Genomic DNA, 15162 nt, shown 5'->3' on the forward strand with positions numbered 1-15162 from the left:
GGGCATGCGACGCAACGTGTCATGCGGCCTGCCGCGCGCGGTGCACGCTGATCGCCGACGCGGTCGCGCCCATCAACTGAACCGCTGCGCCGGCGAACATCGCCGTGCGCAAGCCGGCCGTGCCGCCGTGCGCGGCTGCGAACAGCGTGCCGAGCACCGCGATGCCGAGCGTCGCGCCGGTCATCCGCGCGACGTTCACGAGTGCGCTCGCGGTACCCGAACGCGCGGTGTCGACGGCGCCGACGGCGACGGTCATCAACGGGCCGGTCGCGATACCCATCCCGAGCCCGGTCAACGCCAGCCCGATTTCGGCGCCGATCAGGCCCGGTGAACCGGCTGACGCGCCGATGACGGCGAGCCCGCTCGCGATCACGGCGACCCCGCCGGCTGTCGTCGTGCGCGTGCCGACGCGTTCCGACAGCGGCCCCGAGCATGGCGACACGACGACGAACACGAGCGCCATCGGCAGCAGCGCGAGGCCCGCGCCGGTCGAATCGAGCCGACCGATGCTCTGCCATGTCAGCGGCAGCAGGAACAGCACGCCGTACATCCCGAACGTCATGCCGGTGGTTGCGGCGATCGCGCCGCGAAACGCACCGACCCGGAAGAGGTCGAGCGGCACCAGCGCCGCTGCACCGTGGCGCCGCTCGATCGCGATAAAGGCGACGAACGACAGGATCGCGACACCTCCGGCGAGCGCGCATGCAACGGGCGAATCGCGGAACACGATCGCCGCATAGGCGAGCGCGCCGAGCGAGAGGGCGCCCGCGAGTTGTGCTGCGCCGTCGAAGTGCCGCCCGCGCGGGTCGGAGGATTCGGGGACGGCAGGGACCGCGAGCAGCATCGCGGCGACGCTCAACGGCACGACCACGAAAAAGATGCTGCGCCAGCCGAAATGCCGGATCAGCACGCCACCGAGCGTCGGGCCGATCGCCATCGCCACGCCGTTGCACGCGGCCCAGATGCCGAGCGCGCGGCCGCGCTCGACCGGGTCGCGCCACACCACGCGCACGATCGCGAGCGACGCCGGCAGCAGTAGCGCCGCGCCGACACCGGCCAGTGCACGGGCGGCGATCAGTACCGCGACCGAAGGCGCGAGCGCGCACAGCAGCGACGCGACGGTGAAGAGGGCCGTGCCCGCGATGAAGACGCGGCGCCGGCCGTGCAAGTCGGCGAGCAGCCCGCCGGTCAGCAGCAGCACCGCGTAAGTGAGGTTGTAACTGTCGACGACCCATTGCAATGCGCCGACGCCCGCATGGAAATAGTCGCCGATCGCACGCGTCGCGAGATTGACGACGGCCGTGTCGACCTGCGCGACGAGCACGGCGAGGCAGAGGGTCAGGAGGGTCATCCCGCGCCGTTCGGTGATGCGGGAGGCCGCTTCGGCGCGTTGTCCGGGATGGGCCACGGGTGGGATCCTCGTTTCGAGCGATCGGTCGAGGTTAGGCGCGGTCTGCTGACAGCGTCGTGTCAGCAGACGAGGGGGCGATGCGACGACACCCTCGACCGCGAGTAATCCGGAGGCCCGAGGCCTAATACGACCAGGCGTGAATGGCGGTATGCAGACATTCCAGTTGCTGCAGCAGGTCTGTGCCGGACGCGCAATCGTCGAGCGTGTCGGCGCTTCGAACGTATTGCTGTGCGATCGATACCTTTTGCCGGGTGGTCGAGATCACGCCTTGCTCGTCGATCGAAAAGCACCTATTGAAGAACGGCGGAGGGAGATAGCCTTCGATCGTGTACTTTTCGGTGATCCATACGGCGGTGTCAGGGCGATCGCGGAGTTCGTCGATCACGCGACCTTTCGCGCTGCCGGCGCGGGTGCGACAGAGCCGGCCTTGCGCGTCGGCGTCGAAATCGCGATCGCGATCGATGACGATCGCGCAATGACGGTTCATCCCGAGCATGGCGATGAATTCGTCCGTATCCTGCGCGCTGAAATGAGCGAGCGATGCGCCGCCATACAGCGAGAACGAATAGTCGACATTCTCGATCGGCACCGGCTTGCCGTTGGCTTTGCACCATAGCGCCAGCCAGTGTTTGATGTAGATCCGGTCTGAGGGGCCTTCGACCCAGACGATGCCGTTGCTTTGCGAGATGTCCGACGCCTTGATGCCGAGCTGGTCGAGCATGCCGGTGGCATCGGTGTATTCGACGATCTCGTTGGAAACCGCAGCGAATACCTTGGCCGTATTTTTCCAGACGTTGACCTGCTGGAAGACCGGGGAGTGAGTTGCGATGAAGAGTTGCAGGTTCCTGTCGTGCACGATGCGATCGATCTCATGCGCGAGGTGTCGCTGGAGCGTTGGGTGCAGGTGCGTTTCGGGTTCTTCGATCAGGCAGATCGACCCGTCTGCCGCCTGTTCCAGCCAGTCGACTATCGACACGAGCCGTTTCCAACCAGCCGGAAGCGAATGGAAATGGACATGGTTGCTTTGCCTGACATCGTCCGATAACCAGATGTCCAGCCTGTTCTTGCTATGGAGGCCGAAGGGATGGGCACGCTTGTACGGCAGCGTCGACGCGAACATACGCCTGTCGTCGTCGCCGAGGAGGGTGGATGCGGACAGGATGCCGGGCAAATGTTCGGCGGCCCGATTGAGGATCCGGCATACCGACTCAAGATCGGGTTCGACGGATTCCTGCCAGTAGAGGAGGTGGCACGGGATCGTCGACGTGAGCGCGCGAATCTGACTCCGTGATGCATCATCCAGACCGAGCTTACTGATGTTCTTTTGGAAGAGGGTGCGCTGCCCGTCTGGTGCGCAATGAAGCAATTCCAGGTGCTGGATATCGAGCCCCTCATGGCCATCGACGAGAACATTGTCGGCATCCGGCGCGTTGGCCACCCGATTGGAAATGGCGCGGCCGTAATACGCGCCATCGTCGTCGAACACGATCTCGAACGCAGATACCGAGTTGGCCCACATGTTTTCCCTGGGCAGGCTCACCAGCCGATCGGGATCGCGGATCGAATCGATGAGATCGATCAGTGTCGATTTTCCGCCACCATTGCCGCCGATCAGGATGTTGACGCTGGCAAAGCAGCAGGGTTTCCGCGATCGAATCCAGTCCAGAAACGGATCGCTGCCGGAGCCGCGAAACGCATTGAGCCGGCGCAGGCCGCAAAACGCGATACGAGTGATATGTGCCATGGGAGGGAAATCGATCGAAGACGGAGCAGGGGAAAGCGCCACACTGGAGATCCGCATCAGGCGGCGGCCACGTGTGATGCGAAATTGTATGACGATTGTCGTCGGTGTGACGGTATCCCGAAATGCGAAACGGGGCTCGCTCCCCGTTTCGCCATGCGTCCTCCCGCGGTGTCGTCTGCTCAGGCCGCCACCTCCCGCGCCCGCACCATCGTCAGCGCCGCATCTTCGATCATGTCCTCCTGCCCGCCGACGAGCCGCTGCCGCCCCAGCTCGACGAGGATGTCGCGTGCGGGAATCCCGTACTTCGCTTCCGCGCGCTTCGCGAACAGCAGGAACGACGAGTAGACGCCCGCATAGCCGAGCGTCAGCGCATCGCGGTCGAGGCGGATCGGCGCGTCCATGATCGGCACGACGAGATCCTCGGCGACGTCCGAGATCGCGAACACGTCGACACCCGTCTCGATCCCTATCCGGTCGCACACCGCCACGAACACTTCCATCGGCGTGTTGCCCGCACCGGCGCCGAGGCCGGCCGCGGCCGCATCGATCCGGTTCGCGCCGGCGGCCACCGCCGCGACCGAGTTCGCGACGCCCATCGCGAGGTTGTGGTGGCCGTGGAAGCCGAGTTCGGTCTCCGGCTTCAGCGCGTCGCGCACCTGACCGATGCGCGCGGTCACGTCGTCGGGCAGCATGTGGCCGGCCGAATCGGTGATGTAGATGCAGTTCGCGCCGTACGATTCCATCAGCTTCGCCTGCACGACGAGCTGCGCCGGCGACGACATGTGCGCCATCATCAAAAAGCCGACCGTATCGAGCCCAAGCGTGCGCGCGAGGCCGATGTGCTGCTCCGACACGTCCGCCTCGGTGCAGTGCGTCGCGACGCGGATCGTGCCGACGCCGAGTGCGTGCGCCATGCGCAGATGCTCGACGGTGCCGATACCGGGCAGCAGCAGCGCCGACACCTTCGCCTGTTTCAGCTCCGGAATCACGGCGCTCAGGTACGCCTCGTCGGTGTGCGCGGGGAACCCGTAGTTGACCGACGCGCCGCCGAGCCCGTCGCCGTGCGTGACCTCGATCAGCGGCACGCCGGCCGCGTCGAGCCCGCGCGCGATGTTGCGCATCTGGTCGAGCGTGATCTGGTGGCGCTTCGGGTGCATCCCGTCGCGCAGCGACATGTCGTGGACGGTGATCTTCTTGCCTGCAAGTGACATCGTGTGACTCCTCGACTCAAGCGGTGGCGGCCGTCGCGGCCAGCATCTGTTCGGCGAAACGCTCGGCCGTGGCGGCCGCGGCGGCGGTCATGATGTCGAGGTTGCCTGCGTATTTCGGCAGGTAATCGCCGAGCCCTTCGACTTCCATGAAGACGGACACGCGATTGCCGTCGAACACCGGCCCGTTCTTCAGCGTATAGCCGGGCACGTAGCGTTGCACTTCCTTGACCATCGCATGCACGGACGCGGTGATAGCTTCGACGTCGGGCGGGCCGTCGGTCAGGCAGTGGATCGTGTCGCGCATGATCAGCGGCGGCTCGGCCGGGTTGATCACGATGATCGCCTTGCCCTTGCGTGCGCCGCCGACCTGTTCGATCGCACCGGAGGTCGTGCGCGTGAATTCGTCGATGTTCTTGCGCGTGCCGGGGCCGACCGAGCGCGACGACACCGTCGCGACGATCTCGCCGTACGCGACCGGCTGCACGCGCGATACCGCGTACACCATCGGGATCGTCGCCTGGCCGCCGCACGTGACCATGTTCACGTTCGCCTGCGCGCTGTCGAGATGCGCGTCGAGGTTCACCGGCGGCACACAGTACGGCCCGATTGCGGCGGGCGTCAGGTCGATCATCTTCACGCCGAGCGCGGCGAGCTTGTCGGAGTTGTCGCGGTGCACGTAGGCCGAGGTCGCGTCGAACGCGATGCGGATGTCGTCGGCGGCCACGTGCGGCAGCAGCCCATCGACGCCCTGGTCGGTGGTCTTGAGGCCGAACTCGCGCGCCCGCGCGAGGCCGTCGGACGCCGGATCGACACCGACCATCCACACGGGTTCGAGCACCGGCGAGCGGCGCAGCTTGTAGAGCAGGTCGGTGCCGATGTTGCCGGGCCCGATCAGTGCGCATTTGATTTTCTTCATCAGGATTGTTCCTTTAGATAAAGCGGACGTCGCAGCTGCCGATGCCGGAGATGTGCATCGACAGCGCGTCGCCGGCCGTGACCGGAATCAGTTTCGCGAGCGAGCCGGACAGCACGATCTCGCCGGCGAGCAGCGGCACGTCGTACGCGGCGAGCGTGTTCGCGAGCCACGCCACCGCGTCGGCGGGGTGGCCGAGTGCCGCGTCGCCGCGACCGTGCGCGACTTGCTCGCCGTTCTTCTCGATCGTCATCTCGCACGCGGCGAGATCGAGCGTGCGCGGATCGACGCGTGCATCGCCGAGCACGTACACGCCGCACGACGCGTTGTCGGCGACGGTGTCCTCGATGCGGATCGCCCAGTCGCGGATGCGCGAATCGACGATCTCGAAGCAGGGCGCGACGGCGGCCGTCGCGGCGATCACGTCGGTGCGGTCGATGCCGGGGCCGCGCAGGTCGCGCGCGAGAATGAACGCGATCTCGCCTTCGGCGCGCGGCGCGATCAGCGAATCGGCGGCGATCGCTTCGCCGGCCGCGTAGTGCATGCCCGACAGCAGGATGCCGAAATCGGGCTGGCGCACGTTCAGCATGTCCTGCACGGCCTGGCTCGTCACGCCGATCTTCTTGCCGACCACGGCCTCGCCGTGTTCGATGCGGCGTTCGATGAAACGCTGCTGGATGCGGTACGCGTCGTCGAGCGACAGGCGGCGCGGGCGGCTCGACAGCGGCGCGACCGGCGCACGCGCGTGCCATGCGGCGTACAGCTCGTCGCCGAGCGTCGTATGCAGGCGGGAAGACATGAAAGAGCCCTCGAATCTCGAATGAATCGAATGGAACAGGCCGCCGTCGCGGGCGGCGCCGGGCGCCGGAGCGAGGCTCCGGCGCGTGGGGCGCGGGCGTGCCGCGTCGGCGGGTTGCTTAGTTACCCGAACTGCGGATCGCGTCCGGCGAGAAGTACGCCTCGTTGAACTGCGGGCTGTTGTCGAGCTTCGGCATCGGGCCTTCGTTGGTCAGGCGGTCGGCCATGTACGCGCCGGAGATCAGGTCGTGAAAGAACACGACGCCCGGGTAGAACACCTTCGCGTCATACGCGTACAGCGTCGTCGCGACGTTGGTGCGCCACAGCTGGCCGCGCGCGTCGTAGTTGTCGGCGAGCAGCGTCATCCACGAATCCTCGTCGATGTACAGCACGCGCTTCGCGTACTGGTGACGGTAGTTGCTCTTCAGCGTCGCCTGCAGCACCCACACGCGATGCAGCTCGTAGCGGATATACGACGGGTTCTCGTGGCCCTTGGTCAGCAGGTCCGCGTACTTCACCGAGCTGTCCATCGCCTTGTAGTTGTCGTACGGCACGTAGATCTCGCGCTTGCCGACGATCTTCCAGTCGTAGCGGTCGCCGGGGCCGTTGTACAGGCGGTCGTCGTCGACGGTGCGGAAGCCGCCCGGGCCCTGCGGCTGGTCGTAGCCGTACTCGGGCGCCTGGCGCACGCGCCGCGTGCCGGGGTTGTACATCCAGGTGCGCGACGAGTTGTCCGCGCCGGCCTTGTCCCAGTTCGTGAAGCCGACGATCAGCGAGCCGCGGTCGGACAGCGGAAGCTCCGTCGCGTTGCGGTAGTACGTGCGGTTGTTCAGGTCGCTCTTCACGTCGTACTTGCCGGCGTTGCGCGGCGAGTAGATGTCGTAGCGCACCTTGCCCCATGCGATGTTGCCGTCGGAGTACACGACCGCCTGGTCGTAGGTCGCCTGCTCGGCACCGATCGCCGACGAGAAGCGCTGGTTCCACAGCAGCTCGGCGGCCGTTTTCGGGATCGGGTAGGGCACGGTCGGCGGCGCGTTCGTGAGGCCGTTCGCGTCGGAGGTCATCGTCGAATCCGGTGCGTACGTGCGGATGTCCTTGTACACGGCATCCGCGTAGCGGAAGTCGCGATGGCTCGGATAGACGTTGATCTTGAACGTCGCAGGGTAGCGCTTGAACATCGCCTTCTGGCCGTCGGTCAGGTGCTCCGCATACTGCGCCATGTTTTCCGCGGTGATCGTCGCGACCGGCTTCTCGCTCGCGAACGGATCGGGGTAGCGGCTGCCGCGCTTGTACTGCACGTCCGGCGGCGTGCCGAGCCATTTGCCCGACCATTCGGGCACGCCGCTGTCCTTGCTCGCGGCGCGCACCGCGCCCATCGGCGTCAGCGGGCCGTCGAGCGCCTTCAGGTCGTCCGGCGTGACCTTCGGGTACGACGCCGTCGCGACGACCGCGCACGCGGCCATCACCGACGCGCGCAGGAGGGGGAAATGAATGCGTTTCATATCGATCCTCATAGTGCTGAATGACGAGCGGCCGGGCCGCTCAGAAGTGGTAGGTCGCCGTGGCCAGCACGTAGTCGCGATCGGCAAGCGGGCGCGTGACCGGGTTCGGCGAGCCGAGGAACTTCGCGTAGACGAGCGACAGCTGCAGGTTGCTCAGGCGCGTGAAGGTCACGCCGGCCGTCACGCGGTGGTCGCCCTGGCCGGTCAGCGAGCCGAGCGCACCGGCGAGCGGCGACGTACCCGTCAGGTCGTGCGTGTAGGTCAGCGGCACGTCGAGATCCCAGCCGTTGAACACGTTCTTGTAGCTGAGCGTCCACGCGATCTCCATCGCGAGCGCATTGCGCGAATTCGCGAGCGTGGTCGAGCCGTCGAGCTCGGAGATGCTGCCGGCATGCACGTACGTGAGTTCGCCGATCAACGACTGCGAATTCGCGAGGAAGCTCGGCCCGATCGAGTAGATGCCGGACAGGTTGGTCTGCAGCACGTTCGCGCGGGTCGACTGCGGGCCGGTCGGCGTGTTGACGAGCACGGCCGCGCCCTGGCGGTACGACACTTCGCCGGCGACGTTCACCGGGCCGACCTGCGTCGAGAAGCTCGCGCCGGTCAGCTTGATGTTGCTGAAGTAGGTCTGCTGGTACTGGAGCGTCGGGAAGTAGGTCGTGACGACACTCGGGTTCATGTCGTTGTAGTGCAGGTGGTACAGGCCGAGCTCGGTGTCGCCGAGCACGCGAAAGCGCGCGCCGATCCCCCACTGGTTGCGCGCGCTCGGCTTGTCGTCGGGGCCGCGCGGAATGATCATCCCGCCCGGGCCGATGATGAACTGCGCGCCGGGGCCCGTGACGTCCGAATAGCTCCAGTACGTGCCGGGTGCGGTCAGCCGGTTCTGCTGGTACGAGAACTGGTAGTAGCCGAGCAGGCTGAAGTTCGGCGTGATCTGCCACTGCGTCGAGATCTGCGGCACCGGCAGCAGGATGTCCTTCACTTCGGCGCCGGCCATGTACGACTTGGTCGCGTCGGACGGCCCCTGTGCGCCGGCGATGTTCGGGAAGAACAGGCTCTCGCCCCACGCGACGACCTGGTCGCCGACCTTCACGTTCAGGCTCGTCGAGCCGATCCTGAACGTGTTGTACGCGTACGCGGCCAGCAGCGTGGTGTGGCCGCCCGACCAGTAGCGCGCGTCGCTCGTGAAGTTGTTGTACTGGCCCGACTGGTTCACGGTGCCCGGCGCGTCGTTGTAGTTCGGGCGGCGATACGCCTGGTCGTAGAACGTGTCGGCGCGCACGAACACGCCCCAGTCGTCGTGCTTCAGGTTCACTTCGCCGAGCAGGCTGACCTGGTTCTCGATCAGCTTGTTCTTCGCGAAGTTGCGGTCGCCGTCGTCGCCGTTGATGTTCGCCGGCGTGAGGAGATTGCCGCTCGGTGCGCGGGTGCGCATGCCGAGGCCGTAACTGAGCGTGAACGTGTAGTCCAGCGTCGTGTCGGCGCCCAGCTCGATCGTGCTGCCTGCGTGTGCGCCGGGAGCGGCACACGCGAGCAGCGCGGCGGCCAGCGTCGACAGCGTGGCGGTTGCCCGCTTGTCGGTACGGCGCGAAATCCGTTGATGCATGGTGTCTCCTCTTGGGGGTATCGACGACGGTCGACTGTGTGTGTTGTCGTGAGAGGCAGAGTAGGGAGATCGCGGTAGCAGGGAATCGTCAAAATGAACTAGATAACTTCCCTAGGACTGGCAACGATTCGCACCGGACGGCTGGCCATGCGTGCATCAACGTGTGGCCGCCTGCGCGGCCGACAGGAACGCGGGCCGCTCGCCGCCGCCGTCGAGCCGCAGGTTGGCACCCGACGTGTACGACGCTTCGGGCGACGCGAGGAACAGGCACGCGGCGGCGACGTCGTCGGGGCTCGCGAGCCGGCCGGCGGGAATCGTCGCGCGAATGGCGTCGAGCGCATCGCCGTCGCCGTAGTGGCCTTCGGTGGCCGATTCCGTCTGCACGAGGCTCGGGCTGATCGCGCACACGCGCACGCGCGGCGCCCACTCGACCGCGAGCGACGTGACCGCGTTGACGAGGCCCGCTTTCGCGGCGCCGTACGCGGCCGTGCCCGGCGACGGCCGCGACGCGCTGACGCTCGCGATGAACAGCATCACGCCGCCTTCGGGCTGCGGCTGCATGAGCGCGTTCACGCGCTGCGCGAGCTGCAGCGGCGCGATCAGGTTCAGCCGCACGATCGATTCGGTGAAGCGCGGCGACGCATCGGCCGCGAGCGCGAACGGTGAGCCGCCCGCGTTGTTGACGAGCACGTCGAGGCGGCCGGCCGCCGCGCGGATCGTCGCGAGCATCGAGTCGACCTGTTCGATGTCGCGCAGGTCGGCCGCGACGAAGGTCGCCGTGCGGCCGCCGGCCGACGGCGGCGTGTCGGGCGCGCTGCGTCCGCAGACGAATACGCGCGCGCCTGCCGCGAGAAACCGTTCGGCGATGCGCCGCCCGATGCCCTTGGTGCCGCCCGTCACGAGCACCGTCTTGCCGCTGTAGTCGAATCCGTTCATCGTTGCCTCCGTTTCGGTGGGCCGATGATAGGAAGAAGCGCGCGCGGCTTCGTAGTCTGAAAGGATGATGCCGGCCGGCGCCGGCGGCGCAATCATCGTGGCAGACAGCCATCGAACGACGAAGGAGACAACCCGCGATGACGATCCCCACGACGCCGCCGGCCGGCATCTTCACCGACGTGCCGGGCGGCCTGCGCCTGCACCACTACGAGGCGGGCGAAGGCCGGCCGGTGGTGTTCATCCACGGCAGCGGCCCGGGCGCCAGCGGTTTCAGCAACTTCAAGCACAACGTGCCCGCGTTCGCGGCGGCCGGCTATCGCGCGATCGTCATCGACCTGCCCGGCTACGGGCAGTCGTCGAAGCCCGCCGACGTCGCCTATACGCTCGATTTCTTCGTCGGCGCGCTGCATGCGCAGCTGACCGCGCTCGGCATCGGCCCGGCCGTGCTGCTCGGCAACTCGCTCGGCGGCGCGATCGCGCTGAAGTACGCGCTCGACTACCCGGACGAAGTCGACGGGTTGATCATGATGGCGCCGGGCGGCGTCGAGGATCGCGACACCTATTTCCGGATGGAAGGCATCCAGCGGATGGTGCAGCTGTTCACCCACCGCCAGATGAATGACGACACGATGCGCGAGCTGCTGACGCTGCTCGTGCACGATCCGGCGATCGTCACCGACGCGCTCGTCGCCGAGCGGATGAAGGTGTGCGTCGAACAGCCGACCGAAGTGCTGTCGACGATGAGCGTGCCGAACCTGACCGACACACTCGGCGACCTGCGTACCCCGGTGCTCGGTTTCTGGGGCACGGACGACCGCTTCAATCCGGTCGGCGGCGCGCTGAAATTCCTCGAACGCTGCCGCGATGCGCGTTTCGTGCTGATGAACCGGTGCGGCCACTGGGTGATGGTGGAACACGCCGACTATTTCAATCGGGAATGCCTCGATTTCCTTGCGACGCGGAATACGCGATAACGCCGGATGCACCTGATGGCCGGCCTCGATGCGGGCGGCCTGTCTGAACAAAACCCTGGAGACGACATGAAGCTCATCGAAGACCTGTTCGACCTGCGCGGCAAGGTGGCCGCGATCACCGGCGGCGCGCGCGGCATCGGCGCGGAGACCGCGCGCACGCTGGCGGCCGCCGGCGCGAGCGTCGCGATTCTCGACGTGCTGTCGCAACCGGCGGAAGCGCTGGTCGAGGAAATCCGCGCGCAGGGCGGCCAGGCCGCGTTCTGGTCACTCGACGTCACGCACGAAGCCGACGTGGCGCGCGTATTCGGCGAGATCGTCGCGCGCTTCGGGCGGCTCGACGTGCTCGTGAACAACGCGGGCATCGAAGGTCACAACGTGCCGACGCACGAGCTCACGCTCGCGCAGTGGCAGCGCGTGCAGGACGTCAACGTGAACGGCGTGTTCCTGTGCACGCGTGCGGCGATTCCGCATATCGACGCGGCCGGCGGCGGCTCGATCGTGAACCTGTCGTCGATGTACGGGATCGTCGGCGGGCCCGACGTGCCCGCGTATCACGCGTCGAAGGCCGCGGTGCGGATGATGGCGAAGGTCGATGCGATGCTGTACGCGGCGAAGAACATCCGCGCGAACTCGGTGCATCCGGGCTATATCCGCACGCCGATGCTCGAGGACGCGTTCCGCCAGATGGGGCAGGACCCCGATCGCGCTTTCGAGTACATGCAGACCAACGTGCCGATGGCGAAGATCGGCAGCCCGCGCGACATCGCGGCCGGCATCCTGTATCTCGTGTCGCCGGCAGGCCGTTACGTGACGGGCGCGGAGCTCGTGATCGACGGCGGCTTTACCGCGCGCTGACGCGGCGCGGCGTACGCAACGGAACAGGAGACAGGCAGTTGAAAGCGCTCGTGGCAGTAAAACGCGTGGTCGACGCGAACGTGAAGGTCGGCGTGAAATCCGACCGGACGGGCGTCGACATCGCGAACGTGAAGATGTCGATGAACCCGTTCGACGAGATCGCGGTGGAAGAGGCCGTGCGGTTGAAGGAGGCTGGCGTCGTGACCGAGGTGGTCGCCGTATCGGTTGGCGTGGCGCAGGCGCAGGAAACGCTGCGCACGGCGCTCGCGATCGGCGCGGATCGCGCGATCCTCGTCGAATCGAATGAAGGCGTCGAGCCGCTCGCTGTCGCGAAGGTGCTGAAGGCGCTGGTCGACAAGGAGCAGCCGCAGTTGGTGATCCTCGGCAAGCAGGCAATCGACGACGATTCGAACCAGACCGGCCAGATGCTGGCCGCGCTGGCGGGGTTCCCGCAGGCGACGTTTGCATCGAAGGTCGTGGTGGCTGACGGCCGTGCGACAGTCGCACGCGAAGTGGACGGCGGTGCGGAAACGCTGTCGCTTCAACTGCCCGCCGTCATCACCACGGATCTGCGCCTGAACGAGCCGCGCTACGTGACGCTGCCGAACATCATGAAGGCGAAGAAGAAGCCGCTCGACACCATGAAGCCCGGCGACCTCGGCGTGGACGTGACGCCACGCCTGAAAGTGCTCGAGGTGAACGAGCCGCCGAAGCGCGCAGCCGGCGTGAAGGTGCCGGACGTGCAGACGCTGGTCGCGAAGCTGAAGACCGAAGCCAAGGTGCTGTAAGAGGGAGCGGAAAGAAATGACGATTCTGGTGATTGCGGAACACGACAACGCGTCGATCAAGGCCGCGACGCTGAATGCCGTCGCGGCCGCACAGGCGCTCGATGCGGCGGGCGGTGGCGACGTTCATGTGCTCGTTGCCGGACACCATGCGCAAGCGGCAGCGGACGCAGCCGCGAAGATCCCGGGTGTGTCGAAGGTGCTGCTGGCCGATGCGCTGCAGCTGGCTGACGGTCTCGCCGAGAACGTCGAAGCGACGGCGATGACCGTCGCGAACGGCTACTCGCACATCGTTGCGCCGGCAACGGCCTACGGCAAGAACATCGCGCCGCGCATTGCCGCGAAGCTGGATGTCGCACAGATCTCCGAGATCACGGCGGTGGTGTCGGCCGATACGTTCGAGCGCCCGATCTACGCAGGCAACGCGATCGCGACGGTGCAGTCGGGCGATCCGGTCAAGGTCATCACGGTGCGTGCGACCGGGTTTGATCCGGTGGCAACGGAAGGCGGCAGCGCCACGGTCGAGAAGATCGAAGCAGCAGCCGATGCGGGCAAGTCGCAGTTCGTGAGCCGTGAAGTGACGAAGCTGGACCGGCCGGAACTCACGTCGGCGAGCATCATCGTGTCGGGCGGCCGCGGTCTGGGCAGCGGCGAGAACTACACGAAGGTGCTGGAGCCGCTGGCCGACAAGCTATCGGCAGCACTGGGCGCCTCGCGCGCCGCAGTCGACGCGGGCTACGTACCGAATGACTACCAGGTCGGCCAGACCGGCAAGATCGTCGCGCCGCAGCTGTACATCGCGGTCGGCATCTCGGGTGCGATCCAGCACCTGGCCGGCATGAAGGATTCGAAGGTGATCGTCGCGATCAACAAGGACCCGGACGCGCCGATCTTCAGCGTGGCCGACTACGGCGTGGTCGGCGACCTGTTCACGCTCGTGCCGGAAGCGGCCGCGGCACTCTGACCGATGCCGCTGTTCGAATTCAACGGGATGCGCCCGCGCGTCGACCCGTCCGCGTATGTCGACCCGAGCGCGGTCGTGATCGGCGACGTGACGATCGGCGCGCGCTGCTACATCGGCCCGCAGGCGAGCCTGCGCGGCGACTTCGGCGCGATCGTCGTCGCAGACGGCAGCAACGTGCAGGACGGCTGCGTGCTGCACGTCGGGATCGGCGAGACGTGCCGGCTCGGCGTCAACAGCCACGTCGGCCATGGCGCGATCGTGCATGGCGCGACGCTCGAACCCGACACGATGATCGGCATGAATGCGGTCGTGATGGACGGCGCGACGATCGGTGCGACGACGATCGTCGCCGCGTGCGCGTTCGTGAAGGCCGGCTACGACGTGCCGCGCGGCGTGCTGCTCGCGGGCGTGCCGGGGCGCGTCGTGCGGCGGCTGAGCGACGCGGAGATCGACGCGAAGGCGAACGGCACGCGCATCTATCAGCAACTGGCGGCGGACTGCCTGAGGACGATCAGGCCGATCGACGGGTGAGCAGCGGGCATCCGGGCGCTCCAGGGTGTGACGGATTGCCGGGTGGCTTGCCGTTGCCGTAAGATCGGCACAGGCTTTCCCACCGGCACCCGCGTCACATGAAAAAGCACGTCCGTTTGCGGCTCACAGTCATTGCGTCGGCCTTTGCCGTCTACAGCGTTTATATGCACATCCAGCAGTTCATCAATGGCTGCGTGTGGGTCAGGGGCCATCAGCGCTGCAGTTTCGAAAACAGCACGAACTTCGAAGGCTGGATGGATCTCGACCTGATGATCGCGTGCTGCTGGGTCGCCGCGGCGGTGGTGGGCTGGATCTCCGTCATGCAGGCCGCGAAGAAGCCGGGTTGAAGGCGGGCGCTTCCTTCACCTGAAGCCGATCGCCGTCAATCCGTGACAACGATCATTCATGCGGCATCGCCGCAATCGTCCGTGCCTCTTCCGCATCCCCGCGCCGCAGGCGCAAGCGGCCACCGGGATCGGGCTGCGCTCGTTCGACGTGCTGGTTGGCGTCGACGTCGGGATGAGCGTTGCCATCCGTCGGCCGTCGTTGTGCTTTTTGCTGTCGTGCCCGGATAATGACCCGGCGTCGCGCACGCCGCGCGAGGGGAGGCTGCCATGCAATTTCCGACGGGATCGGTGGTCGCGCTCAGCTCGGCTGCCGCGACGATGTTTTCGATGGGCATGCTGTTTCTCGGCTACTGGGGCTGGCACGAGCCGCTGCCTTGGCGGTTCGGCGACTACGTCGTGATCCTGCCGGCGCTGGCCGGGTTCGCGTGCCTCGTCAGCGTGCCGTTTCTCGCCACGTCGCCGATGAAGACCCCCGACGACGAATCGAGGATGCTCGTCGCGCGGCGCGTGTTTCTGTGCGGCGCGAGTGCGTTGTGGTGTGCGATCGTCGCGTCGCTGGTCGTGTGAGCTTCGTCGGGCGATGCG

15 protein-coding genes are annotated in these 15162 nt (G+C 66.7%); 7 read left to right on the plus strand and 8 right to left on the minus strand.

All coding sequences use genetic code 11. From position 1 onward, the window contains the following. Nucleotides 1-19: 19 nt before the first annotated feature. From CFB47_RS24455 to CFB47_RS24490, 8 genes are all read right to left on the minus strand, one after another. On the minus strand, nucleotides 20-1351 hold the full coding sequence (locus CFB47_RS24455; protein ID WP_089462554.1) for an MFS transporter: 1332 nt from the start codon (nucleotides 1349-1351) through the stop codon (nucleotides 20-22). 181 nt (nucleotides 1352-1532) lie between these two features. Next, nucleotides 1533-3155 (minus strand): AAA family ATPase, encoded by a 1623-nt coding sequence (locus tag CFB47_RS24460; RefSeq protein WP_179258975.1) that lies wholly within the window; start codon nucleotides 3153-3155, stop codon nucleotides 1533-1535. Nucleotides 3156-3334: 179 nt separating this feature from the next. Beyond that, nucleotides 3335-4366, minus strand: coding sequence for a 4-hydroxy-2-oxovalerate aldolase (gene dmpG, locus CFB47_RS24465; RefSeq protein ID WP_089462556.1), 1032 nt, complete (start codon nucleotides 4364-4366; stop codon nucleotides 3335-3337). A gap of 16 nt (nucleotides 4367-4382) precedes the next feature. Continuing rightward, entirely contained in the window at nucleotides 4383-5282 is a 900-nt protein-coding gene (locus tag CFB47_RS24470) for an acetaldehyde dehydrogenase (acetylating) (protein WP_089462557.1), read from the minus strand. Between the two features lie 13 nt (nucleotides 5283-5295). Then, nucleotides 5296-6078, minus strand: a complete 783-nt coding sequence (gene dmpE, locus CFB47_RS24475; RefSeq protein WP_089462558.1) for a 2-oxopent-4-enoate hydratase — start codon at nucleotides 6076-6078, stop codon at nucleotides 5296-5298. A gap of 118 nt (nucleotides 6079-6196) precedes the next feature. After that, nucleotides 6197-7579, minus strand: coding sequence for a DUF1329 domain-containing protein (locus CFB47_RS24480; protein ID WP_089462559.1), 1383 nt, complete (start codon nucleotides 7577-7579; stop codon nucleotides 6197-6199). 40 nt (nucleotides 7580-7619) lie between these two features. Further along, complete coding sequence (locus CFB47_RS24485) at nucleotides 7620-9185, minus strand: DUF1302 domain-containing protein (protein WP_089458313.1); 1566 nt, start codon at nucleotides 9183-9185, stop codon at nucleotides 7620-7622. Nucleotides 9186-9341: 156 nt separating this feature from the next. Then, a complete protein-coding gene (locus CFB47_RS24490; protein ID WP_089463532.1) occupies nucleotides 9342-10121 on the minus strand; it encodes an SDR family oxidoreductase in 780 nt (259 codons plus the stop codon). A gap of 137 nt (nucleotides 10122-10258) precedes the next feature. Between CFB47_RS24490 and CFB47_RS24495 the strand changes: the two genes are divergently transcribed. From CFB47_RS24495 to CFB47_RS24525, 7 genes are all read left to right on the plus strand, one after another. Continuing rightward, a complete protein-coding gene (locus tag CFB47_RS24495) occupies nucleotides 10259-11095 on the plus strand; it encodes an alpha/beta fold hydrolase (protein WP_089462560.1) in 837 nt (278 codons plus the stop codon). 66 nt (nucleotides 11096-11161) lie between these two features. Beyond that, nucleotides 11162-11950: an SDR family NAD(P)-dependent oxidoreductase gene (locus CFB47_RS24500; RefSeq protein ID WP_089427384.1), complete on the plus strand. Its 789-nt coding sequence runs from the start codon at nucleotides 11162-11164 to the stop codon at nucleotides 11948-11950. A gap of 38 nt (nucleotides 11951-11988) precedes the next feature. Then, on the plus strand, nucleotides 11989-12738 hold the full coding sequence (locus CFB47_RS24505) for an electron transfer flavoprotein subunit beta/FixA family protein (protein WP_089462561.1): 750 nt from the start codon (nucleotides 11989-11991) through the stop codon (nucleotides 12736-12738). Between the two features lie 16 nt (nucleotides 12739-12754). Further along, nucleotides 12755-13699 (plus strand): electron transfer flavoprotein subunit alpha/FixB family protein, encoded by a 945-nt coding sequence (locus CFB47_RS24510; RefSeq protein ID WP_089462562.1) that lies wholly within the window; start codon nucleotides 12755-12757, stop codon nucleotides 13697-13699. Nucleotides 13700-13702: 3 nt separating this feature from the next. Beyond that, complete coding sequence (locus CFB47_RS24515) at nucleotides 13703-14230, plus strand: transferase hexapeptide repeat family protein (RefSeq protein ID WP_089462563.1); 528 nt, start codon at nucleotides 13703-13705, stop codon at nucleotides 14228-14230. Between the two features lie 98 nt (nucleotides 14231-14328). Next, entirely contained in the window at nucleotides 14329-14577 is a 249-nt protein-coding gene (locus CFB47_RS24520) for a hypothetical protein (RefSeq protein WP_046547929.1), read from the plus strand. 267 nt (nucleotides 14578-14844) lie between these two features. Continuing rightward, entirely contained in the window at nucleotides 14845-15144 is a 300-nt protein-coding gene (locus tag CFB47_RS24525) for a hypothetical protein (protein ID WP_039350755.1), read from the plus strand. Nucleotides 15145-15162 lie beyond the last annotated feature (18 nt).

It is taken from the genome of Burkholderia sp. AU27893, assembly GCF_002223205.1.
GTDB lineage: Bacteria > Pseudomonadota > Gammaproteobacteria > Burkholderiales > Burkholderiaceae > Burkholderia.

What these genes read in the sequence shown, in the direction of transcription:
- dmpE (WP_089462558.1), bottom strand. Translation starts at nt 6,078, where the DNA reads ATGTCTTCCCGCCTGCATACGACGCTCGGCGACGAGCTGTACGCCGCA.
- CFB47_RS24480 (WP_089462559.1), bottom strand. Translation starts at nt 7,579, where the DNA reads ATGAAACGCATTCATTTCCCCCTCCTGCGCGCGTCGGTGATGGCCGCG.
- CFB47_RS24495 (WP_089462560.1), top strand. Translation starts at nt 10,259, where the DNA reads ATGACGATCCCCACGACGCCGCCGGCCGGCATCTTCACCGACGTGCCG.
- CFB47_RS24520 (WP_046547929.1), top strand. Translation starts at nt 14,329, where the DNA reads ATGAAAAAGCACGTCCGTTTGCGGCTCACAGTCATTGCGTCGGCCTTT.
- CFB47_RS24500 (WP_089427384.1), top strand. Translation starts at nt 11,162, where the DNA reads ATGAAGCTCATCGAAGACCTGTTCGACCTGCGCGGCAAGGTGGCCGCG.
- CFB47_RS24525 (WP_039350755.1), top strand. Translation starts at nt 14,845, where the DNA reads ATGCAATTTCCGACGGGATCGGTGGTCGCGCTCAGCTCGGCTGCCGCG.
- CFB47_RS24510 (WP_089462562.1), top strand. Translation starts at nt 12,755, where the DNA reads ATGACGATTCTGGTGATTGCGGAACACGACAACGCGTCGATCAAGGCC.
- dmpG (WP_089462556.1), bottom strand. Translation starts at nt 4,366, where the DNA reads ATGTCACTTGCAGGCAAGAAGATCACCGTCCACGACATGTCGCTGCGC.
- CFB47_RS24485 (WP_089458313.1), bottom strand. Translation starts at nt 9,185, where the DNA reads ATGCATCAACGGATTTCGCGCCGTACCGACAAGCGGGCAACCGCCACG.
- CFB47_RS24470 (WP_089462557.1), bottom strand. Translation starts at nt 5,282, where the DNA reads ATGAAGAAAATCAAATGCGCACTGATCGGGCCCGGCAACATCGGCACC.
- CFB47_RS24460 (WP_179258975.1), bottom strand. Translation starts at nt 3,155, where the DNA reads ATGGCACATATCACTCGTATCGCGTTTTGCGGCCTGCGCCGGCTCAAT.
- CFB47_RS24490 (WP_089463532.1), bottom strand. Translation starts at nt 10,121, where the DNA reads ATGAACGGATTCGACTACAGCGGCAAGACGGTGCTCGTGACGGGCGGC.
- CFB47_RS24515 (WP_089462563.1), top strand. Translation starts at nt 13,703, where the DNA reads ATGCCGCTGTTCGAATTCAACGGGATGCGCCCGCGCGTCGACCCGTCC.
- CFB47_RS24455 (WP_089462554.1), bottom strand. Translation starts at nt 1,351, where the DNA reads ATGACCCTCCTGACCCTCTGCCTCGCCGTGCTCGTCGCGCAGGTCGAC.